Origin of the sequence: Bartonella sp. WD12.1 (assembly GCF_002022415.1) — a bacterium.
Lineage (GTDB): Bacteria > Pseudomonadota > Alphaproteobacteria > Rhizobiales > Rhizobiaceae > Bartonella.
In genome coordinates, this window is the sequence record NZ_MUBG01000001.1 from 67,341 (window position 1) to 90,422 (window position 23,082).

Sequence of the window (23,082 nt, forward strand, 5' to 3'; positions counted from 1 at the left end):
TTGGTGGTTTCGTGTCTTTGGTGTGTGAAAATGACTTATTGCTTTAATTTCTATCTATACTTGTATTATTTTTACTACAGTTCTTTTGAAGAGTAATGTGAGACTATTTGTTAGAGCTATCGTAACTAAGGAGGAAATTTATGTACATGAAATATTTAATAACAGTATCTGTTTTTGTTTTGCTTGCAACTTCTGCAGTACAAGCAAAAAATGGTACAATTCCTCAAGAATCAATGTTTGTTGAGCCATCAGTTATTGTTACTCCTGCTTTTTCTTGGACAGGTTTTTATTTTGGTGGTCAGATTGGTGTTTTTTCAAGTAAGACTGATCTCAGTTCAAGTCATTTAAAGAATGGTGATGTTGAGAAATGGGCTTTGATTAAGAAAGATTTTATGCCTAAATTTTCAGGATTTGTTGGAGGTCTTTATGCAGGTGCCAATGTTAGTCTCGGGAATAGTTTTATTCTAAGTGTTGATACGGATATGGTTTTGTCTGATAAAAAGAACATAAAAACTATTAAAACAAATAATTATATTCAAAATAAAGAGTTAAGCAATGAAAACGTAGCGAGAGATTCTGAAGGAATGGCTGCTGCTTCTGACTATGGTATGTATAATGAAAACGTTGTTTCAAAGAGTAAATTTGCAACTTATAATCGTACTTTAAAACAGAAATGGGCTGGTGCTACACGGGTACGTGTCGGTTTTGCAGATGATCGTGTTATGCCTTATGTCGCTGGTGGTATTTCTTATACGCAGCTTCAAGATGTTTCATTGAGGTCAAGCGAAGAACAGGGTCAAATAGTGGATAACACGGTGGGAGGAACAGGGACAATGATTGGTTATGTTTTGGGTGCTGGTGTTGATTTTGTAATGATCGGTAATACTATTTTGCGTACAGAATACCGTTATTCGGATTTTGGTAAAAAGAAATTCGCAAAGAGTAGAATGGAGTATAGCTACAAAACTAACGATTTCCGCGTTGGTGTAGCTTATAAATTTTAATGTTTATGATGTTAAGTTATAAAAAAGCTTTTATTAAAATAAAGTTTTTTGATCAATTACACATTGTAAAGCGCCATTTTGGTGGAGAAGAGGTTAAACTATTTGCTTAATTGAATTTTGATAAGTTTTAGTGTTTATAACGGTAATCTTATTAATCTGGGTTTATTGTGGATAGTAAAAAACGACATCAATCACACGGAACACAGCTCCCCTATAATGACATATAAGAATGGCATTATTATATGTTTTAGGGCAAATGACGTAAATGTTGGCACCTCAACAATAACTGTTAGTAATTTAAATGAGAGACCTAATTTTATAAAAAACCGATGCAGGAGTTATATCCTTAGAAGGTGGTGAGCTGTAAAAGGGTGGCATTTATGAACTGGTCTATAATAACAGTATATTAACAAGACATTTTGGTGATTGGTATTTATTAAACTCAATTCCCAAAACATCTTCCAAGATAGAAATTTTCCAGTTTGGTTTATTGCGACATTTGCTATGCAAGCATTACCAAATGATTGGCTTTTATGTGATAGTGCAAGCTATGAGCGCAAAAAATATCTTCGGTTATTCAAGGCAATAGATATATATTAGGGGACAAACAGCGATACTACTTTTAGAGTTCCCGATTTTAGGGGGATGTTTTTACACGGTTTTGATAATGGGCGTGGTGTAGATCAAGGTAGAAAATTTGCCGAAAAGCAGCAAAATAGCTTGAAAGTATATACACATGACTGCACCGTTCAATCAGCAGGGGCGCACACGCACAATGCAACGATTTCTTCAACAGGTGGAACAGAAACACGTTCTGTTAATGCAACGGTTGTTTACGCCATTAAAATCATAAAGTTTTTTTAAGGTGCTTAATAATTCATCAGCAATTGATGAGATTGCTGACACAGAGTAGATTCGTGTTCTTTTTTGCAAGTCATAGATTAGTTCATGCATCCTTAAATAAGGTCAAAGACGATATTCAGCATGATCTTTCAAGTGCTTTTATAGCTTACCAAAAAAAGACAAATAAACGCATTGAAGCTTTGCAAGGAGGCTGTTGATAAATTGCATTTGCAACTTTCAGATCTAACACATCCCAAAGATACAAATTAAGGAATTCAAAACAATGCCTATTCCTTATCACACGCATAAATTTGAAATTGAACCAGCAACAAATAAAGCAGTCAAAGAAGGTATTTTAGACAATAAGGTCGTTGCACCCTCTTCATTAGACAGTGCAGCAGCTTATTTTATGGGCTATTTTGCAACTGTTGTTCAAGGAAAGAAAGCTGATGAAACTGTTGCAAAAAGAGATGTTAGAGCACTTGCTTACAAAGATACGGTTACAGTTAATGACATAAGCACAAGTGGTGATTCTAGTGAGAATACAGTTCTATCGGGTACTGGCTGGGTAAAACTATCGCCTTTAGGAATCGGCGATATGAGTGCTGCTATTTATGATCTTTTCAATATTATGTCAGATACCTTCTCTATGGAAAATGGAGTGTTATTAAACTTACGTCTAGCTTTTTGGGATCTTTTGGGGTGCATTTCAGATATTGATTTCTGTGGACTCCAAGAGCTTATATCGTAGGAGTTCTCAATTACTGTAAAGCTGAACTTTCAATATTTACCGTTCCACTATCAATCCTTCCTGCAAGAAGAGCAGTTGCGTTTGGATATTTTAAAGACATGTGAGTAATTAAAGCAATTTTAGTTACTAGAAAACAGCCATGAAAAGACTACACACGAAACTACCTCAATCTCCTCTATTCAAATAATAACATACTGCTTTATTAAGTCTGAGACTTTATAGCTATTTCTTATAGCATTCTCAATTTAGTAAACGATTTAATATGGTCTATAAAGTTTTTAGCAAAAATGCTTAATCTCGATTTTGATACTGTCGAATAAGCTAAAATAACTATGAGCTTTTAAAAAGCTGTTCTTTTTATCGGTATTGTTTTCAGAAAACATTTATTTGTTTACAGTATACTTGCGTTGCATTGTTGAGTGAGAAAACGCGGGGCATTACACCTTGAAAGTTCTATCTATGGATTGCTTAATTCAAACGTTAGATAGGTATGAAGCTTCTCATAGGTAATAAGTTAAGTTTCTCAGGTTCAGTTTTGGATTGTGGAATGCAATTTTCTTTTTATTATTCAGATGATTATGATGAACTTTTAGTTATGTAAGTAATGCAGCACGTGAGAGGATTACGGGTAAGAATGGTATTTCTTCTATTAGATCAAATACGGTCTCTTATTTAAAACGGATGGTATCCAGAAGTCGTTAGAATAGCTAGCAATAATGGATTTGGTTCACACACTTTTGTTTCTTAGACGTTAGAATGGAGTCTAAATTTAATTGTGCTATGGGATTTTCTATAAAAAGTTACAAAAACAAAAAATACTCCAGCACTATTTCATAACAACCAGTTTTTGCATTTTTTAGGTGTGTTTTATTTTAAATTGTTAATTGGTGTTTATGTTTTTTTAGAAGGTACGTTTCATTCGTTTTTACGTTTGCTTTCTGTTTCCTGTGTGATGTGTGTTTGTATAGGATTTTTTACCTTATAGGTTTATTTTTTTGTTTTGGGGTATGTGTTTAGCCTTATTCATTAGATCGTTGTGTTGATGAGTGATGTCTTTTGTATAGGTCTCAATGGGGGTATGGCGTTAGATCTGATTTGTATCAGGTGTGTTTTAATTTTCGATTCTCGTTTTGCAAAATAGTTCGTCTCTTTTGATCCTATTCCGTTAAAGATGATGAGAGGGTTATGGTTATGCGTCGCGTATTGAAGCATCATGTTTGTTTTTGTTTTTTATCGACAGCTCTTCTAGCAGGTGTGTCTCTTATAGCTGCTCAGGAAAAAGTATATGCTCAGTCACTGGGTAATTGTAAGGGGGATGTTGATACTGGTAGCGATGGTGAACAGCCGATTGTGTGTGGTGGGAGTGATAGGTTGGGTGGGGGTGGAAGTGTGAGTGTGAGTGATGGGAGGACTATAGATATGGATAAGTACCCTGGTTGGCCTGCTGTAGAGGTGCGTGGGGGGGATACAAATATTACGATGGGTGGTATGCTGAGGGTTATGAATAGTAGTGATAATCAACCGGCGATTAAGGTGCATGATGGAGGGGGGCTGAAGTTGATGGATGCTACTGTTACAAATGTGAGTAAGGGGATAGTGGCTGATGGAGGATTTGTTACGGTGGTGGCAGGATCGATTGGGGTTAAAGCAAATGGAGTTGTGGTTGAGGTGAAGAATGGGGGGAAAGTGACGTTGATGATGAAGGGACAGGGGGTGCGTGGAGGGGAAAGTAATAGTACGGGGATAGAGGTTGGGGATGGGGGTGGGACGGTGGTGTTGGATGGTACGAATTTTACGCAGGTCACAACGGGGATAATGATTAAGGGGAATGGGGGGAAGGCGAGTGTTAATATGGGGGAGGGAAAGATTACGGTTGGGTCGAGTGGTAGGGGGATTGTGATGCAAGGGCAGGGAGAGGCGAGTGCTACTGTGATGGGGGGAGAGATTGTGGGGAGTGGGAGTGTAGTGGGGGCTGAGGTGAAAGATGGGACGTTGACGTTGGTGGGTACGAATTTTACGAAGGTCACAACGGGGGCACAGGTGTCGGGACAGGGGAAAGCTGAGGTGACGAGTGTGAAGATTGTGGGAAATGAGAAGGGTCAGGGGGTGGTGATGATGGGGGAGGGAGAGGTGACGTTGATGGGAACGACGGTTGAGAGTTTTTTAACGGGGGTAAGTGTGAGTGATGGGACGGTTAAGATTAATGGGGAGTCGACGATTAAGGCTGAGGGGGATGATGGGGTGGGGATTAAGATAACGGAAAAGGGAAAGGCTGAGGTGATAGGTGCGACGATTGAGGCTAAGGGGGATAGGGCGGTGGGGATTAAGGTGGAGGGACAGGGGAAGGCGAATGTTAATATGATGGGGGGGAAGATTCAGGGACATGGGAATGAGAGTGGTCAGGGGGTGGGGGTGGATATGGCGGGGGAGAATGGGACGGTGACGTTGACGAGTGTGGGGGTGGAGGGGTTTGAAACAGGGGTCAAGGTAAGTAAGGGAAAGGTGATGATTAGTGGGGCGTCGACGAAGATTACGGCTAGGGGGAAAAAGGCGGTGGGGGTTCAGATAACGGAGACGGGGAAGGCTGAGGTGATAGGGGCGACGATTGAGGGAGGTGGGGATTGGGGGACGGTGCTTAAGGTGGAGGGACAGGGGAAGGCTGAGTTGAAGGATGTGACGATTAAGGGAAATGAGAATGGGAATAATAAGGGGGTGGTGATGATGGGGGAGGGAGAGGTGACGTTGAATAATGTGACGGTTTCAGGCGTTAAAACGGGGGTAGAGGTGACGAATGGGATGGTGAAGATTAAGTGGGGAGTTGACGAAGATTGCGGCTACGGGTACGGGGCTTAGTGTGCAGGGGGGAACGGTTACTATGATGGGGGGAACGATTAGTGGCGGGGGGAGTGGTCAGGGTGTTGGTGTGTCGGGGACGGGGAAGGCTGAGTTGAAGGATGTGGAGATTTCAAAGGCTACAACGGGGGTGACGATGTCGGGTGGGACGTTTAAGATGATTAGGGGGTCGATAAAGGGAAATGGGAATGTGGTGAATGTGACGGGGGGAGAGAAGGCTGAGTTGACGAATGTAAAGATTGTGGGAAGTGGGAATGGGGTGTATATGGCGGGGAAGGGAGAGGTGACGTTGGAGGATGTGGAGATTGAAGGGGTTACAACGGGGGTGAGTGTGAGTGAGGAGGCGAGTGGGACGTTGACGGTGAAGAAGGGGGAGATAAAAGAGTTTAAAACATCGGGGGTTAGTGTGGAGGCAACGGGAGATGTGACGGTTAGTTTGGATGGGACGAGGATTATAGGAAAGGGGGGTGCTGGGAATGGGAGGACAAAGGGGGTGAAAGTGGAGGAGAAGGCGAACAGGAAGGTTGATACAAAAACACCAGGAAATATTCTACCTTACGGTGTATTTTTCTTATCTAATCATTGTAATATATTTATATTTTAAATTGATTGATATCATCAAGTAAATCACGAAGTCCACAAAGAACATGGGAAAAAATCGCTTCACCTGCTTTGGGTGTTGCCTTACTTGCATTTCCTGCTGCTCCTCGTGGGTTAAGATCACGCATTGTCCACCCAAAGGCATGAGGTCCATAGGCACGCAAATACTGATAATTAGCAATCATATCAGCTTGCTTGTTATAAAAATTTTCTGCCTGTTCCATTTGTACTTTTTCTGGAGCTAAATAGAGCATTAAGGAAGTTTCAATAAATCCTCCATGGATGTCAAGGTGATGCTCAGATGGCTCTATTAAACCTTCCGGTAAACCAAAACGATGCCAACTTGTTGCTACTGCAAGCATTGAAAATCGTTTTCGTAATTCAGTAATGACAATACTCATTAAAGGTGAATTGCCTCCATGAGCATTTAGAAGTAGAAAACGCTTGATACCTTTACGGTAACATCTCTCACCGATATTAATCCAGCGTTCTATGGCATCAGAAAAGGTGAGTGTTTGTGTGCCAGGAACATCCATATGTTCTATAGAATAGCCAATCTTTTCTACCGGTAATAGTTTAATATGAAACTGCCCTTTTATTTGCAAAATGAGCGCTTTTGCGAAAGCTTCAGCAATAATCCAGTCAGTTTCAAAGGGAAGATGATTTCCATGATATTCATGAGAACCTAAAGGTAAAAGAGCGAGGGAAAATGTATCAGATATCATAAATTCGTTATTAAATAGAAAGTAAATAGATTGCAAACTGCATCCAATGTGATGGAGTTATTTTTAAAAATTTTAATTCATATATGCAAAAAAGGCAAATTGCTTACTCAGCTCTTTGGTCAAGGTTTTATTGTGATATGAATTTTGGTCGCTATGGTCGTTAATTAACACATAACGATAATTCCAATATTATATCAATGCGATAGTTAATTAAGATTAGCACAAAGAGTACTCGTAAGCAGATGAATGTATAAAACGTTTTACTATTAATCTTCCAGACAGTTTACATTGCTTGATTGAAGTAAATTGCGCAATTTGTAGACAAAAAATAGTAGATGTAAGGTCGCTAATTACTTTTTAAAAATATAAAACTCGCAAACATGACCATAAATTTAAAGATGGCTGATATAAAAATTGATTAAATAAATATGCGAAACATATAGAATATTTGTAAATAAATAGGCATTAATGCTTCGTTTATTACTTTTACAAATAAGATAAGAATTTGTATTGTGTATGGTATGTGTTTTCGACACTTTTACACAAAAAAACTTGCGCAAAATCTGCTCGAAAAACCGTATGGTGATAACGGTTTTGTTCAGTCATGGTGCTAAAATGATTAACGATAACTGTGCTAGTTCTAATATTGATCTGTACATCATGTTATTGTTCATGACTTGGAAAGGTAGTTGTTTTATTTATTCCTCTACGTTCAGTAGTGTGTAAAGAAAATACAATTTTTTGTGATTGAAAATCAGAAAAATCTTATGGTTTTTTCTCGTTGTTTATTATTTGCTTTTGTTTGAATTAATTTTAATTTTGTCACAACTTTCGTGACAAATTCTTCAACATTATCAATTACAGTTTCTGAATTGACGATTTCCTTTGGATTAAGATAGCGATAAAGAGTCCCTAATTACAAAATTGCAGAAAAAGCTTCTATGAATTTCTTTAATGTAAATAGGATAGCGAGCAATAATAATGCTCCTTTTGTATGTGTTTGAATGAAATACTATTCAATTTGTGCAATCATTCCCAACATAGTCGCTATAATATTACTTTGCATGTGCTTCCATCCATAATAAAACATTGTTTGTAACATGAAGGATTAAGCCATGTTTGCAGTTACTTTAAGAATTTCTAGTACAAGTAAGAAAAGGTCTTACTATACGAGAAAATTTAGGTGTTAATAACATATCATCTCATTCGGCTTTTTCAAGTAAATGCCCAAGTTTATGCTTATACTAGTTTTTTCTTAGTTTGCTATTACTTTTTCAATATGAAGATGGACAAAATCTATTACCAACAACCAACATTTCTTTTTTTTAAAAAGAGCGAAGCATTTCGTTTCTACTTCTCCGGCCTCGCAGATGAGAACGGGAAGTGGTGGGTAAATTTTAGAAATCAAGGGGGATTACCTATTCTTACAGATTATTTGTGAAACAAACTGGTAAAAAAGATAAGGATACAGTTTTGAAGTTGTTAGGTCCGCTTGTTTTGGGAAAAGGGTTAGTCACTTACCCCTAATTGGTACGAATAACTATATTTTCTTGCGATTTCATTTCTCCCACACAGTTTGTCCATTTGAATAAGGTATCCTTAGATAAAACACTTAAAATTAATTCTCCACGTTTTTCCAATCAATCACATCGCACAAGTATCTTTTTGGTGAATAAATGAGTTGTCGAGCATATTTTTTGAGAATGATAACAATAGCAAGTTTAGTTTTTTAAATCTCATAGGTTGCTCTAGTTTGTTTAACAACATTGGGGTAATTGGCATTTTATTTACTAGAATAGATATTTGTTCAAATGATGTTGATGGGATTTTGAGTGCAAAGTGAAAATAATCCAGAAAGAGTATCTTCTAATGCTTGAACATCAATATAATGGGTGTGTAAATGATTATTTTCTTTTGAGGAGAGGCTAAGAGATTAAAAGTTTTATTTTCTTGCAACTAAGGCGCTAATAGCAAAAATGTTGTTCCTCCATTATTGATAACATTATTGGTTAATATAGTGATTTATTATTACTTCTTAACAGAGCACATATATTGTGTATCCGGTATTTTTTAGTATGCCGATAGTATAGAAACGGCGATAGCCTTAAAAGGCTTTAACTGAAATAAAGGCATTGTTGAAAAGCATATAACGCTTATCGCTAATTCCTATACACAGTGTCAATTGATCAACGAAGCTTATAGTTTATGTCTACTGAAGAAGCATTTGAGAATGAAAACATGTCAAGTTTTTGTATAGTGTATATATGGTCAAATAATTTCAACAAAATCGAAGATCTATTCACAGTGTTTGAAGAATGATAGCTGATGTGAATAAGGCAGTATGAAAGTCATTGTGAGGATTTATAAACACATGCAGGTAACTGAATTACACCCCACTATATATGAGAGTGTTGTTTAGGTGTATTTTATTTTAAATTGTTAGTTGGTGTTTATGTTTTTTTAGAAGATACGTTTCATTTATTTTTGCGTTTACTTTCTGTTTCCTGCGTGATGTGTGTTTGTTTGGGATTTTTTATCTTATAGGTTTATTTTTTTTGTTTTGGGGAGTGTGTTTAGCCTTATTCATTAGATTATTGTGTTGATGAGTGATGTCTTTTGTATAGGTCTCAATGGGGGTATGGCGTTAGATCTGATTTGTATCAGGTGTGTTTTAATTTTCGATTCTCGTTTTGCAAATAGTTCGTCTCTTTTGATCCTATTCCGTTAAAGATGATGAGAGGGTTATGGTTATGCGTCGCGTATTGAAGCATCATGTTTGTTTTTGTTTTTTATCGACAGCTCTTCTAGCAGGTGTGTCTCTTATAGCTACCCAAGAAAAAGTATATGCTCAATCACAGGGTAATTGTAGGGTGGTTGCTGATACTGGTAGCGATGGTGAACAGCCGATTGTGTGTGGTGGGAGAGAGAGGGGGGATGCGAGTGATGTGGTGCTACGTGATAATCGAGATATAGATATGGGTAAGTACCTTGGTATGCCTGCTGTAGAGGTGCATGGGGATGCAGATATTACGATGAGTGGTACGCTGAGGGTTACAAATACTGGTGATAGAGGTAGGAGTAGTAATGATAATCAGCCGGCGATTAAGGTGCATGATGGAGGGGTGCTGAAGTTGATGGAGGCTACTATTGTAGATGTGAGTAAGGGGATAGAGGCTGATGGAGGATTTGTTACGGTGGTGGCAGGATCGATTGGGGTTAAGAATGGGGGAGATGCTGTGATTGAGGTGAGTAAGGGGGGAAGGGTGACGTTGATGATGAAGGGGCGGGGGGTGAGTGGAGGGGGAAGTAATAGTACGGGGATAGAGGTTGGGGATGGGGGTGGGACGGTTGAATTGATGGGTACGGGTTTTACGGATGTCAAGACAGGGATAATGATTAAGGGGGCGGGGGAGGCGAGTGTTACTATGACGGGGAAGGGAACGACGATTACGGTTGGGTCGAATGGTAAGGGGATTGTGATGGAGGGGCAGGGAGAGGCTGAAGTGACGGGGGGGACGATTGAGGGGAGTGGGAGTGTAGTGGGTGCTGTGGTGTCAAGTGGGACGTTGACGTTGATGGGTACGAGTTTTACGAAGGTCACAATGGGGGCACAGGTGTCGGGGGATGGGAAGTTGAAGATAGAAGGAAGCTCGACGAAGATTACGGTTACGAAGAATGGGGTGGGGCTTAATGTGTCGGGAAAGGGGAGTGCTACTGTGACGAATGTGAAGATTGTGGGAAATGAGAAGGGTCAGGGGGTGGTGATGATGGGAGAGGGAGAGGTGACGTTGATGGGAACGACGGTTGAGAGTTTTTCAACGGGGGTAAGTGTGAGTGATGGGACGGTTAAGATTAATGGGGAGTCGATGATTAAGGCTGCGGGGGATGGGGTGGGGATTAAGGTGGAGGGGGGAACGTTGAAGATTAATGGGGAGTCGACGATTGAGGCTAAGGGGAAAGATGGGGTAGGGATTAAGGTGGAGGGAACGGGGAAGGCGAATGTTAATATGATGGGGGGGAAGATTCAGGGACATGGGAATGAGAGTGGTCAGGGGATAGGAGTGGATATGGCGGGGGAGGGGACGGTTGAGTTGACTAAGGTAACGGTTTCGGGGTTTGAAACGGGGGTCAAGGTGACGAATGGGACGATGAAGATAGAAGGGAGCTCTAAGATTACGGCTACGGGGCAAAAGGCGGTGGGGGTTGAGGTGAAAGGTACAGGGGTGTTGAAGATTAATGGGGAGTCGACGATTACGGCTGAGGGGGATAATGGGGTGGGGCTTCAGATAACTGGGGGAAAGGCTGAGGTGACGGGGGGAGAGATTAGTATAGGTGGGGTGTTTGGTAGAGGAGCTACAATGGGGGTGAGTGTGTCGGGGACGGGGGAGGCTGAGTTGAAGGATGTGAAGATTATGGGAAAGGGGAGAGGGGACGATAAGGGGGTGGAGGTGAATACTTCGAGTAAGGAAGAGGTGAAGTTGACGAATGTGGATATTTCAAAGGTTATGTATGGGGTGAGTGTGAGTAAGGGGACGGTGAAGATTAGTGGGGAGTTGACGAAGATTGCGGCTACGGGGACGGGGCTTAGTGTGCAGGGGGGAACGGTTACTATGACAAGGGGAACAATTAGTGAAGGGGGGGTGAGTGTGGAGGATGGGACGTTGATGATGACAAAGGGGGAGATAAAAGGGTTTACGACAGAGGGGGTTAATGTGGGGATTTCGGTGACAAGGGCTGACTTGACGGGGACAATAATTACGGGAAAGGGAAGTGGTACGGGGGTGAAGGTGGAGGATAAGAAGACAAGTGCGAATTTGACGTTGAAGGATGTGATGGTTTCAAAGGTTGCAACGGGGGTGGAGATGAATGGGGCGGGGGCGTTGACGATAGAAGGAAGCTCTACGATTCAGTTTAAAGGGAAGTATGGGGTTTATGTGGGAGGAGAGGTGACAAAGGCTGAGTTAACGAAGACGGTGATTAGGGGAGAGGGGAATGGGAGTGAGTACGGGGTGTATGTGAAGAGTGGGGCGACTGCGAGTTTGACGTTGACGGATGTGAAGATTTCAAAGGTTGCAACGGGGGTGGAGATGAATGGTACGGGGGCGTTGACGGTGAGTGGGAGCTCGACGATTGAGTTTACAAGCGACAATGGTTATGGGGTCTATGTGGGAAGTTCTGTGAAGAGTGCTACTTTAACGAAGACGAAGATTATGGGAAAGGGAGGTGGTCAAGGGGTGTATGTGGCGGGGGGAAATGTGACGTTGAAGGATGTGATGGTTTCAAAGGTTGGGATAGGGGTGCAGATGAATGGGGCGGGGGCGTTGACGATAGAAGGAAGCTCTACGATTGAGTTTAAAAGGAAGTATGGGGTGTATGTGGGAGGAGAGGTGACAAGGGCTGACTTGACGGGGACGAAGATTACGGGAACTGGGGCTAGTGAGTACGGGGTGTATGCGGGGGATAAAGTGATGGGAGAGGTGACGATGACAACAATTACGGGAAGGAGAAGTCATGAGGTGAGGGGAGCGTTGAGGGGGGCATTGAGGGGGAGAACAGTGAGATTAGAGGGGGTACAGATTTCAGGAGTGCAAAAAGGGGTACATGTGACGAGAGGTGGGACGTTGACAATGAATCAGGGATCGATTGAGTTTAAAGGGAATGGTTATGGGGTGTATGTGGGAAAAGGGGTGACAAAGGCTGACTTGACGAATGTGACGGTTACGGGAAAGGATAATAAAGGGGTGGGTGTATATGCAATGGGAGGGAGAACGATGGTAATGACATTGACGGATGTGAAGATTTCGGGGGTTGGAATGGGAATATTTGCAGCGGGGGGTGGGATGTTGGCGATAGGGGGAACCTCTACGATTGGGTTTCAAGGGAAGTATGGGGTCTATGTGGGGAAAGATGTGATGGGAGAGGTGGCGATGACGACAATTACGGGAAGTGGGGAAGCTGTGAGGAGTGGTACGGGGGTGTATGTGAATGGAGGAGCGGCATGGTTGGGTGGTACTACCCTGAAAAGTGTCGCAAAAGGTATGACTGTCGAAAATGGGATTGTGGTCATGCAGAATGGGGTGATAAAGTTTCATGGAGAGCATGGGGTACTTCTCAAACAGGGGAATGCTTTGTTAGTCAATGTGGGGATGAAGTATGAAGGTAATAATGCTGATGCTACTTTCCTCAAGGTTGATGCAACGGAGGGTGTAAACAAGGCAGATATTAAGGGGGCGCTCATCGAAATCGACGGACAGGGTAAAGGGCTGGGCGTTCATGTGATGAATGGTGGGCGTGTCATGTTAAAAAATACGGTCCTTGCCAATGTCGTAAAGGGGGTGGATGTTTTTTTTAGAAGGTATGTTTCGTTTATTTTTGCGTTTGCTTTCTGTTTCCTGCGTGATGTGTGTTTGTATAGTATTTTTTACCTTATAGATTTATTTTTTTTGTTTTGGGGTATGTGTTTAGCCTTATTCATTAGATTATTGTGTTGATGAGTGATGTCTTTTGTATAGGTCTCAATGGGGGTATGGCGTTAGATCTGATTTGTATCAGGTGTGTTTTAATTTTCGATTCTCGTTTTGCAAATAGTTCGTCTCTTTTGATCCTATTCCGTTAAAGATGATGAGAGGGTTATGGTTATGCGTCGCGTATTGAAGCATCATGTTTGTTTTTGTTTTTTATCGACAGCTCTTCTAGCAGGTGTGTCTCTTATAGCTACCCAAGAAAAAGTATATGCTCAATCACAGGGTGCTTGTAAGGGGGCTGCTGATGGTGGTGATGATGAACAGCCGATTGTGTGTGGTGGGACCAGTGATGGGGTGGGTGGGGGTGTGGTGCTGAGTGTGAGTGATGGGGTGCTGAAAAGTGATCGAACTATAGATATGAGTAAGTACATTGGTATGCCTGCTGTAGAGGTGCGTGGGGGGGCGGATATTATGATGAGTGGTACGCTGAGGGTTACAAATACTGGTGATAGAGGTAGTAGTGGTAGGAATGAGCCGGCGATTAAGGTGCATGGTGGAGGGAAGCTGAAGTTGATGGAGGCTACTATTGTAGATGTGCATAAGGGGATAGTGGTGGGTGATGGGTCTGTTACGGTGGTGACAGGATCGATTGGGGTTAAGAAAGATGGAGTTGTGCTTGAGGTGAAGAATAAGGGGAGGGTGATGTTGAATAGGGGGGTGAGGGGGGTTGGTACGGGGATAGAGGTAGGGGAAGGCGGTGGGACGGTGGTGTTGGATGGTACGAATTTTACGCAGGTCACAACGGGGATAATGATTAAGGGGAATGGGGGGAAGGCGAGTGTTAATATGGGGGAGGGAAAGATTACGGTTGGGTCGAGTGGTAGGGGGATTGTGATGCAAGGGCAGGGAGAGGCGAGTGCTACTGTGATGGGGGGGAGAGATTGTGGGGAGTGGGAGTGTAGTGGGTGCTGTGGTGTCAAGTGGGACGTTGACGTTGATGGGTACGAGTTTTACGAAGGTCACAATGGGGGCTGAGGTGAGGGGGGGATGTTTAAGATGACTGAGGGGAAGATTGTGGTTACGAGTGCTAATGGTGGAACGGGGCTTAGTGTGTCGGGACAGGGGAAAGCTGAGGTGACGAGTGTGAAGATTGTGGGAAATGAGAAGGGTCAGGGGGTGGTGATGATGGGGGAGGGAGAGGTGACGTTGATGGGAACGACGGTTGAGAGTTTTTTAACGGGGGTAAGTGTGAGTGATGGGACGGTTAAGATTAATGGGGAGTCGATGATTAAGGCTGCGGGGGATGGGGTAGGGATTAAGGTGGAGGGAACGGGGAAGGCTGAGGTGATAGGTGCGACGATTGAGGCTAAGGGGGATAGGGCGGTGGGGATTAAGGTGGAGGGACAGGGGAAGGCGAATGTTACTGTGATGGGGGGAAGATTGTGGGAAAGGGGGATGGGAGTGGTCAGGGGGTGGGTGTGGATATGGCGGGGGAGGGAGAGGTGACGTTGACGAGTGTGGGGGTGGAGGGGTTTGAAACAGGGGTCAAGGTAAGTAAGGGGATGGTGATGATTAGTGGGGCGTCGACGAAGATTACGGCTAAGGGGCAAAATGCAGTGGGGCTTCAGATAACGGGAGAGGGGAAGGCTATTGTGACGGGGGCGACGATTACGGCTGAGGGGGATAGGGCGGTGGGGCTTCAGATAACTGGGGGAAAGGCTGAGGTGACGGGGGCGACGATTAAGGGAAATGGGGGGAGAAGTGGGACGAGTAAGGGGGTGGTGGTGGATACTTTGAGTGAGGAAGGGGTGAAGTTGACGAATGTGACGATTGAGAGTTTTGCAACGGGGATGGAGGTGAAGAAGGGGACGGTAAAGATTAGTGGGGAGTCGAAGATTGCGGGAATTAGTACGGGGCTTAGTGTACAGGGGGGAACGGTTACTATGACAAGGGGAACAATTAGTGAAGGGGGGGTATATATGTCGGGGGGGACGTTGATGTTAGAGGGGGTGACGGTTTCGGGGAATAATGGGGTGAGGATGTCGGGTGGGACGTTTAAGATGATTAGGGGGAAGATTACGGGAAGTGAGACGAGTACGGGGGTAGATATGTCGGGGAAGGGAGAAGTGACGTTGGAGGAGGTGGATATTTCAGAGGTTACAATGGGGGTGCAGATGTTAGGTGGTAAGAAGCTGACGATGGAGAGAGGGTCGATTACGGTTGTGGAGAATGGGGTGGGGGTTAGTGTGGAGGGGGGAGAGGAGGTGACGGTTAATTTGGATGGGACGAAGATTACAGGAAGTGGGACTAGTAGGAATGGGGTGTATGTGGGGAGTTCGGTGACGGGAGCAGTGACGTTGAAGGATGTGATGATTTCACAGGTTAGGAAGGGGGTGGAGGTGAAGGGAGGGGCGACTGCGAGTTTGACGTTGACGGATGTGATGGTTTCGGGGGTACAGATGGGGGTGAGTATGATGGGAGGGAAGAGTTTGACGATGACTAAGGGGTCGATTGGGTTTACGAGGAGTTATGGGGTCTATGTGGGGGGAGAGATGACGGCTAAGTTGACGAAGACGGTGATTACAGGAAGTGGGGGTGGGAATGGTGGGACTGGGGTGTATGCAACGGGGGGAGAGGTGACGTTGACGGATGTGACGATTTCACAGGTTGGGACAGGGGTGGATATTTCGGGTGGTAAGAGCTTGACGATGAAGGATGGGATGATAAAAGAGTTTACGACAGCGGGGGTGAGTGTGGGGAGATTTGCGACAAGGGCTGACTTGACGGGGACAATAATTACGGGAAAGGGAAGTGGTACGGGGGTGAAGGTGGAAGATAAGAGGACAAGTGCGAATTTGACGTTGACGAATGTGACGGTTTCAGAAGTTGCAACGGGGGTGGAGATGAATGGGGCGGGGGCGTTGACGGTGAAGGGTGGGACGATAAAAGGGGTGCAAACGGGGATAGATATGTCAGGAAGTGGGGCGTTGATGATTAGTGGGAGCTCGACGATTGAGTTTACAAGCGACAATGGTTATGGAGTATATGTGGGGAAAGATGTGACAAGGGCTACTTTAACGGGGACGAGGATTATGGGAAGGGGAAGTGGTACGGGGGTGTATGTGAAAGGAGGAAATGTGACGTTGGCGTTGACGGATGTGACGGTTTCGGGGATTGAGACAGGGGTGGAGATGAATGGGACGGGGGCATTGATGATCAGTGGGAGCTCGACGATTCAGTTTACGGGGGAATATGGGGTAAAGGTGGGGAAAGGGGTGACAAGGGCTGACTTGACGGAGACGAAGATTAGGGGAAAGGGAGGTGGTACAGGGGTGTATGTGGCGCATGAGGGAAAGGTGGCGATGGCGTTGACGGATGTGAATATTTCAGAGGTTACAACGGGGCTGTATATGATGGGTAATGGGGCGTTGACGGTGAGTGGAAACTCGACAACGATTAATTTTGCAGGGGGTATGGGGTCTATGTGGGAAGTTCTGTGAAGAGTGCTACTTTAACGAAGACGAAGATTATGGGAAAGGGAGGTGGTCAAGGGGTGTATGTAGCGGGGGGAAAGGTGACGTTGACGGATGTGATGGTTTCAAAGGTTGGGATAGGGGTGCAGATGATGGGGGCGGGGAGCTTGACGATGAATGGGACAACGGAGATTCAGTTTGCGGGGAATTATGGGGTCTATGTGGGAGGAGAGGTGACAAGGGCTGAGTTAACGAAGACGGTGATTAGGGGAGAGGGGAATGGGAGTGAGTACGGGGTGTACGCAGGGGATAAAGTGATGGGAGAGGTGACGATGACAACAATTACGAGAGGTGGAAGTGGTGCAGGAATGCATGTGAAGGTGCATGAGATGAGGGGAGCGTTGAGGGGGGCATTGAGGGGGAGAACAGTGAGATTAGAGGGGGTACAGATTTCAGGAGTGCAAAAGGGGGTACATGTAACGGGAGGTGGGACGTTGATGATAGAAGGAAGCTCGATAATTCAGTTTACGGGGGAGTATGGGGTAAAGGTGGGGGAAAAGGTGACAAATGCGAGTTTGAAGGATGTGAAGATTACAGGAAGTGGGAAAGCTGAGAAGTATGGAATGGGAGTGTATGTGGGGGAGGAGATGTGACGGTTAGGGGAGGGAGCAGTGATCAGGAGATGCATGTGGAAATACATGCGATGAGGGAAGCATTGAGGGGGGCATTGAGGGAGAGAACAGTGAGATTAGAGGGGGTACAGATTTCAGGGGTGCAAAAAGGGGTACATGTGACGGGAGGTGGGACGTTGACAATGAATCAGGGATCGATTGAGTTTAAAGGGAATGGTTATGGGGTGTATGTGGGAAAAGGGGTGACAAAGGCTGACTTGACGGGGACGAAGATTACGGGAGAGGGTAAGGGGGTGGGTGTATATGCAATGGGAGGGAGAACGATGGTAATGGCATTGACGGATGTGAAGATTTCGGGGGTTGGAATGGGAATATTTGCAGCGGGGGGTGGGATGTTGGCGATAGGGGGAACCTCTACGATTGGGTTTCAAGGGAAGTATGGGGTCTATGTGGGGGGAGAGATGACGGCTAAGTTGACGAAGACGGTGATTACAGGAAGTGGGGAAGCTGTGAGGAGTGGTACGGGGGTGTATGTGAATGGAGGAGCGGCATGGTTGGGTGGTACTACCCTGAAAAGTGTCGCAAAAGGTATGACTGTCGAAAATGGGATTGTGGTCATGCAGAATGGGGTGATAAAGTTTCATGGAGAGCATGGGGTACTTCTCAAGCAGGGGAATGCTTTGTTAGTCAATGTGGGGATGAAGTATGAAGGTAATAATGCTGATACTACTTTCCTCAAGGTTGATGCAACGGAGGGTGCAAACAAGGCAGATATTAAGGGGGCGCTCATCAAAATCGACGGACAGGGTAAAGGGCTAGGCGTTCATGTGATGAATGGTGGGCGTGTCATGTTAAAAAATACGGTCCTTGCCAATGTCGTAAAGGGGGTGGATGTTTTTTTTAGAAGGTATGTTTCATTTATTTTTGCGTTTACTTTCTGTTTCCTGCGTGATGTGTGTTTGTATAGTATTTTTTACCTTATAGATTTATTTTTTTTGTTTTGGGGTATGTGTTTAGCCTTATTCATTAGATTATTGTGTTGATGAGTGATGTCTTTTGTATAGGTCTCAATGGGGGTATGGCGTTAGATCTGATTTGTATCAGGTGTGTTTTAATTTTCGATTCTCGTTTTGCAAATAGTTCGTCTCTTTTGATCCTATTCCGTTAAAGATGATGAGAGGGTTATGGTTATGCGTCGCGTATTGAAGCATCATGTTTGTTTTTGTTTTTTATCGACAGCTCTTCTAGCAGGTGTGTCTCTTATAGCTGCTCAGGAAAAAGTATATGCTGGGTCACAGGGTAATTGTAGGGTGGCTGTTGATACTGGTAGCGATGGTAGTAAGCCAATTGTGTGTGATGGAAGTGTGATGAGGGGGGATGGGGTGCTGAGTGATGATTGGAATATAGATATGGATAAGTACCCTAGTTGGCCTGCTGTAGAGGTGCGTGGGGGGGCAGATATTACGATGAGTGGTACGCTGAGGGTTACAAATGGTGATGGTAGGGATAATACTTATCCGGCGATTAAGGTGCATGGTGAAGGGAAGCTGACGTTGATGGATGCTACTATTGTAGATGTGAGTAAGGGGATAGAGGTGGGGGATGGGGCTTCTGTTACGGTGATGGCAGGATCGATTAAGATTAAGGATGGGGGAGATGCTGTGATTGAGGTGAGTAAGGGGGGAAGGGTGACGTTGATGATGAAGGGACAGGGGGTGCGTGGAGGGGGAAGTAATAGTACGGGGATAGTGATGGATGGTGGTGGGACGGTTGAATTGATGGGTACGGGTTTTACGGATGTCAAGACAGGGATAATGATTAAGGGGAATGGGGGGAAGGCGAGTGTTAATATGGGGGAGGGAAAGATTACAGTTGTGGGGGGTGGTAGGGGGATTGTGATGCAGGGGCAGGGAGAGGCGAGTGCTACTGTGATGGGGGGAACGATTGAGGGGGGTGGGGGAGTAGTGGGGGCTGAGATGAAGAGTGGGACGTTGACGTTGGTGGGTACGAATTTTACGAAGGTCACAACGGGGGCACAGGTGTCGGGGGGGAAGCTGGAAATGACAAAGGGGAAGATTGAGGTTACGAGTACTAATGGTGGAACGGGGCTTAGTGTGTCGGGACAGGGGAAAGCTGAGGTGACGAGTGTGAAGATTGTGGGAAATGAGAAGGGTCAGGGGGTGGTGATGATGGGGGAGGGAGAGGTGACGTTGATGGGAACGACGGTTGAGAGTTTTTCAACGGGGGTGGAGATAAAGAGTGGGACTTCGGGGACGGTGACGTTGACTGGGGGGTCGATGATTAAGGCTGCGGGAGATGGTGGGGTAGGGATTAAGGTGGAGGGGGGAACGTTGAAGATTAATGGGGAGTCGACGATTGAGGCTAAGGGGACACATGGGGTGGGGATTAAAATAATGGAGACGGGGAAGGCGAATGTTACTGTGATGGGGGGGAAGATTGTGGGAAATGAGAGTGGGAGTGGTCGGGGGGTGGGTGTGGATATGGCGGGGGAGAATGGGACGGTGACGTTGACTAAGGTAACGGTTTTGGGGTTTGAAACGGGGGTCAAGGTAAGTAAGGGAAAGGTGACTATTAGTGGGGAATCGGCGATTACGGCTAAGGGGCAAAATGCAGTGGGGGTTGAGGTGAAAGGTACAGGGGTGTTGAAGATTAATGGGGAGTCGACGATTACGGCTGAGGGGGATAATGGGGTGGGGGTTCGGATAACGGAGACGGGGAAGGCTGAGGTGACGGGGGCGACGATTAAGGGAAATGGGGGGAGAAGTGGGACGAGTAAGGGGGTGGTGGTGAATACTTCGGCGACGGAAGAGGTGAAGTTGACGAATGTGACGATTGAGAGTTTTGCAACGGGGATGGAGGTGAAGAAGGGGACGGTAAAGATTAGTGGGGAGTTGACGAAGATTGCGGCTACGGGTACGGGGCTTAGTGTGCAGGGGGGAACGGTTACTATGATGGGGGGAACGATTAGTGGCGGGGGGGTGAGTGTGGGGAAAACGGGGACGTTGACGTTGGAGGATGTGACGGTTTCGGGGAGTAGTACGGGGGTGAGTGTGACGAGTGGGACGTTTAAGATGAGAAGGGGGTCGATAAAGGGAAATGGGGGTGGGAATGGTGGGACTGGGGTGTATGCAACGGGGGGAGAGGTGACGTTGGAGGATGTGGAGATTGAAGGGGTTACAACGGGGGTGACGATGTCGGGTGGTAAGAGCTTGACGATGAAGGATGGGATGATAAAAGAGTTTACGACAGTGGGGGTTAGTGTGGAGGCGGCTGGGGTGGAAAGTGTTAGTTTGGAGGGGACGAAGATTACAGGAAAGGGGGGTGGGACGAGTAAAGGGGTGTATGTGGGGGGCAAGGTGAAGAGTGCTGAGTTGACGTTGACGGATGTGACGGTTTCAGAAGTTGCAACGGGGGTGCAGATGTTAGGTGGTAAGAAGCTGACGATGGAGAGAGGGTCGATTACGGTTGTGGAGAATGGGGTGGGGGTTAGTGTGGAGGGGGGAGAGGAGGTGACGGTTAATTTGGATGGGACGAAGATTACAGGAAAGGGGGGTGGGAATGGGGATGGGAGGAGTAAGGGGTTGAGTGTGGGGAGAGAGGTGACGGGAGCAGTGACGTTGAAGGATGTGACGATTTCAGAAGTTGCAACGGGGGTGTATGTGAAGAGTGGGGCGACAAAGGCTGAGTTGACGTTGACGGATGTGACGGTTTCAGAAGTTGCAACGGGGCTGTATATGATGGGAGGGAAGAGTTTGACGATGACTGGGGGGTCGATTGGGTTTACGAGAATGGGGGTTATGGTGCAGGACGGAGAGGCTAAGTTGATGAATGTGAAGATTACGGGAAGTGGGGATGCTGTGAGGAGTGGTACGGGGGTGTATGCAACGGGGGGAGAGGTGACGTTGACGGATGTGGAGATTTCAAAGGTTGGGACAGGGGTGGATATTTCGGGTGGTAAGAGCTTGACGATGAAGGATGGGATGATAAAAGAGTTTACGACAGCGGGGGTGAGTGTGGGGAGATTTGCGACAAGGGCTGACTTGACGGGGACAATAATTACGGGAAAGGGAAGTGGTACGGGGGTGAAGGTGGAGGATAGGGCGACTGCGAGTTTGACGTTGACGGATGTGAAGATTTCAAAAGTTGCAACGGGGGTGGAGATGAATGGGACGGGGGCATTGATGATCAGTGGGAGCTCGACGATTGAGTTTACAAGCGACAATGGTTATGGGGTCTATGTGGGAAGTTCTGTGACAAGGGCTGACTTGAGGAATGTGACGGTTACGGGAAAGGGAGGTGGTCAAGGGGTGTATGTGGCGCATGAGGGAAAGGTGGCGATGACGTTGGCGGATGTGAAGATTGAGAGGGTTGGAACGGGGGTAAGGATGATGGGGGGGAATGATCTGACTGTGACAAAAGGGTCGATAACAAATGTGCAAATAGGGGTAGTTATGATGGGTGATGGGGCGTTGACGGTGAGTGGGACAACGGAGATTAATTTTGCAGGGGGGTATGGGGTATATGTGGGAAGTTCTGTGAAGAGTGCTACTTTAACGAAGACGAAGATTATGGGAAAGGGAGGTGGTCAAGGGGTGTATGTAGCGGGGGGAAAGGTGACGTTGACGGATGTGATGGTTTCAAAGGTTGGGATAGGGGTGCAGATGATGGGGGCGGGGAGCTTGACGATGAATGGGACAACGGAGATTCAGTTTGCGGGGAATTATGGGGTCTATGTGGGAGGAGAGGTGACAAGGGCTGAGTTAACGAAGACGGTGATTAGGGGAGAGGGGAATGGGAGTGAGTACGGGGTGTATGCGGGGGATAAAGTGATGGGAGAGGTGACGATGACAACAATTACGAGAGGTGGAAGTGGTGCAGGAATGCATGTGAAGGTGCATGAGATGAGGGGAGCGTTGAGGGGGGCATTGAGGGGGAGAACAGTGAGATTAGAGGGGGTACAGATTTCAGGAGTGCAAAAAGGGGTACATGTGACGGGAGGTGGGACGTTGACAATGAATCAGGGATCGATTGAGTTTAAAGGGAATGGTTATGGGGTGTATGTGGGAAAAGGGGTGACAAAGGCTGACTTGACGGGGACGAAGATTACGGGAGAGGGTAAGGGGGTGGGTGTATATGCAATGGGAGGGAGAACGATGGTAATGACATTGACGGATGTGAAGATTTCGGGGGTTGGAATGGGAATATTTGCAGCGGGGGGTGGGATGTTGGCGATAGGGGGAACCTCTACGATTGGGTTTCAAGGGAAGTATGGGGTCTATGTGGGGAAAGATGTGATGGGAGAGGTGGCGATGACGACAATTACGGGAAGTGGGGAAGCTGTGAGGAGTGGTACGGGGGTGTATGTGAATGGAGGAGCGGCATGGTTGGGTGGTACTACCCTGAAAAGTGTCGCAAAAGGTATGACTGTCGAAAATGGGATTGTGGTCATGCAGAATGGGGTGATAAAGTTTCATGGAGAGCATGGGGTACTTCTCAAGCAGGGGAATGCTTTGTTAGTCAATGTGGGGATGAAGTATGAAGGTAATAATGCTGATACTACTTTCCTCAAGGTTGATGCAACGGAGGGTGCAAACAAGGCAGATATTAAGGGGGCGCTCATCAAAATCGACGGACAGGGTAAAGGGCTAGGCGTTCATGTGATGAATGGTGGGCGTGTCATGTTAAAAATACGGTCCTTGCCAATGTCGTAAAGGGG

At 45.7% G+C, this 23,082-nt stretch carries 14 protein-coding genes; 13 read left to right on the top strand and 1 reads right to left on the bottom strand.

Going from position 1 to position 23,082, the window contains the following annotated elements; translation table 11 throughout:
* Positions 1-140 precede the first annotated feature (140 nt).
* The 6 genes from BWD121_RS00305 (at position 141) to BWD121_RS00330 (ending at position 6,055) form a co-directional block, all read left to right on the top strand.
* Positions 141-1,004 (top strand): porin, encoded by an 864-nt coding sequence (locus tag BWD121_RS00305; RefSeq protein WP_078662893.1) that lies wholly within the window; start codon positions 141-143, stop codon positions 1,002-1,004.
* Between the two features lie 426 nt (positions 1,005-1,430).
* Entirely contained in the window at positions 1,431-1,604 is a 174-nt protein-coding gene (locus tag BWD121_RS08595; RefSeq protein ID WP_276290057.1) for a tail fiber protein, read from the top strand.
* 45 nt (positions 1,605-1,649) lie between these two features.
* Entirely contained in the window at positions 1,650-1,868 is a 219-nt protein-coding gene (locus tag BWD121_RS08395; RefSeq protein WP_240536673.1) for a hypothetical protein, read from the top strand.
* 262 nt (positions 1,869-2,130) lie between these two features.
* Entirely contained in the window at positions 2,131-2,598 is a 468-nt protein-coding gene (locus BWD121_RS00320) for a hypothetical protein (protein ID WP_078662894.1), read from the top strand.
* Between the two features lie 1,185 nt (positions 2,599-3,783).
* Positions 3,784-5,451 carry a hypothetical protein gene (locus tag BWD121_RS00325; RefSeq protein WP_078662895.1) on the top strand — a complete coding sequence of 556 codons (1,668 nt, stop codon included), beginning with the start codon at positions 3,784-3,786 and terminating at the stop codon, positions 5,449-5,451.
* Complete coding sequence (locus tag BWD121_RS00330) at positions 5,417-6,055, top strand: right-handed parallel beta-helix repeat-containing protein (protein WP_143245237.1); 639 nt, start codon at positions 5,417-5,419, stop codon at positions 6,053-6,055. The genes BWD121_RS00325 and BWD121_RS00330 overlap by 35 nt, the downstream gene beginning before the upstream one ends.
* On the opposite strand, the gene BWD121_RS00335 is transcribed toward BWD121_RS00330, so the two are convergent.
* The gene (locus tag BWD121_RS00335) at positions 6,045-6,776 is read right to left on the bottom strand and encodes a creatininase family protein (protein ID WP_078662897.1); all 732 of its coding nucleotides are present in this window, start codon (positions 6,774-6,776) and stop codon (positions 6,045-6,047) included. The two genes, BWD121_RS00330 and BWD121_RS00335, sit on opposite strands and share 11 nt — an antisense overlap.
* 2,744 nt (positions 6,777-9,520) lie before the next feature.
* On the opposite strand from BWD121_RS00335, the gene BWD121_RS00350 reads away from it, so the two are divergent.
* The 7 genes from BWD121_RS00350 to BWD121_RS00380 all read left to right on the top strand — a co-directional run bounded on the left by BWD121_RS00350 (position 9,521) and on the right by BWD121_RS00380 (position 23,077).
* Complete coding sequence (locus BWD121_RS00350) at positions 9,521-13,267, top strand: right-handed parallel beta-helix repeat-containing protein (protein ID WP_078662899.1); 3,747 nt, start codon at positions 9,521-9,523, stop codon at positions 13,265-13,267.
* Between the two features lie 141 nt (positions 13,268-13,408).
* A complete protein-coding gene (locus BWD121_RS00355; RefSeq protein WP_078662900.1) occupies positions 13,409-14,275 on the top strand; it encodes a hypothetical protein in 867 nt (288 codons plus the stop codon).
* A 12-nt stretch (positions 14,276-14,287) separates the two neighbouring features.
* On the top strand, positions 14,288-14,746 hold the full coding sequence (locus BWD121_RS00360) for a hypothetical protein (protein WP_078662901.1): 459 nt from the start codon (positions 14,288-14,290) through the stop codon (positions 14,744-14,746).
* Positions 14,683-16,740 carry a right-handed parallel beta-helix repeat-containing protein gene (locus tag BWD121_RS00365; protein ID WP_143245238.1) on the top strand — a complete coding sequence of 686 codons (2,058 nt, stop codon included), beginning with the start codon at positions 14,683-14,685 and terminating at the stop codon, positions 16,738-16,740. The genes BWD121_RS00360 and BWD121_RS00365 overlap by 64 nt, the downstream gene beginning before the upstream one ends.
* Positions 16,725-17,366 carry a hypothetical protein gene (locus BWD121_RS00370; protein WP_078662903.1) on the top strand — a complete coding sequence of 214 codons (642 nt, stop codon included), beginning with the start codon at positions 16,725-16,727 and terminating at the stop codon, positions 17,364-17,366. The genes BWD121_RS00365 and BWD121_RS00370 overlap by 16 nt, the downstream gene beginning before the upstream one ends.
* Entirely contained in the window at positions 17,363-18,388 is a 1,026-nt protein-coding gene (locus BWD121_RS00375; protein WP_078662904.1) for a hypothetical protein, read from the top strand. The genes BWD121_RS00370 and BWD121_RS00375 overlap by 4 nt, the downstream gene beginning before the upstream one ends.
* A gap of 141 nt (positions 18,389-18,529) precedes the next feature.
* Positions 18,530-23,077: a right-handed parallel beta-helix repeat-containing protein gene (locus BWD121_RS00380; protein WP_078662905.1), complete on the top strand. Its 4,548-nt coding sequence runs from the start codon at positions 18,530-18,532 to the stop codon at positions 23,075-23,077.
* The last annotated feature ends 5 nt before the right edge of the window (positions 23,078-23,082 follow it).

Excerpts from the sequence above, each read along its gene's own strand:
- BWD121_RS00305 (WP_078662893.1), top strand. The coding sequence starts at position 141 with ATGTACATGAAATATTTAATAACAGTATCTGTTTTTGTTTTGCTTGCA.
- BWD121_RS08395 (WP_240536673.1), top strand. The coding sequence starts at position 1,650 with ATGTTTTTACACGGTTTTGATAATGGGCGTGGTGTAGATCAAGGTAGA.
- BWD121_RS00320 (WP_078662894.1), top strand. The coding sequence starts at position 2,131 with ATGCCTATTCCTTATCACACGCATAAATTTGAAATTGAACCAGCAACA.
- BWD121_RS00325 (WP_078662895.1), top strand. The coding sequence starts at position 3,784 with ATGGTTATGCGTCGCGTATTGAAGCATCATGTTTGTTTTTGTTTTTTA.
- BWD121_RS00335 (WP_078662897.1), bottom strand. The coding sequence starts at position 6,776 with ATGATATCTGATACATTTTCCCTCGCTCTTTTACCTTTAGGTTCTCAT.
- BWD121_RS00350 (WP_078662899.1), top strand. The coding sequence starts at position 9,521 with ATGGTTATGCGTCGCGTATTGAAGCATCATGTTTGTTTTTGTTTTTTA.
- BWD121_RS00355 (WP_078662900.1), top strand. The coding sequence starts at position 13,409 with ATGGTTATGCGTCGCGTATTGAAGCATCATGTTTGTTTTTGTTTTTTA.
- BWD121_RS00360 (WP_078662901.1), top strand. The coding sequence starts at position 14,288 with ATGTTTAAGATGACTGAGGGGAAGATTGTGGTTACGAGTGCTAATGGT.
- BWD121_RS00380 (WP_078662905.1), top strand. The coding sequence starts at position 18,530 with ATGGTTATGCGTCGCGTATTGAAGCATCATGTTTGTTTTTGTTTTTTA.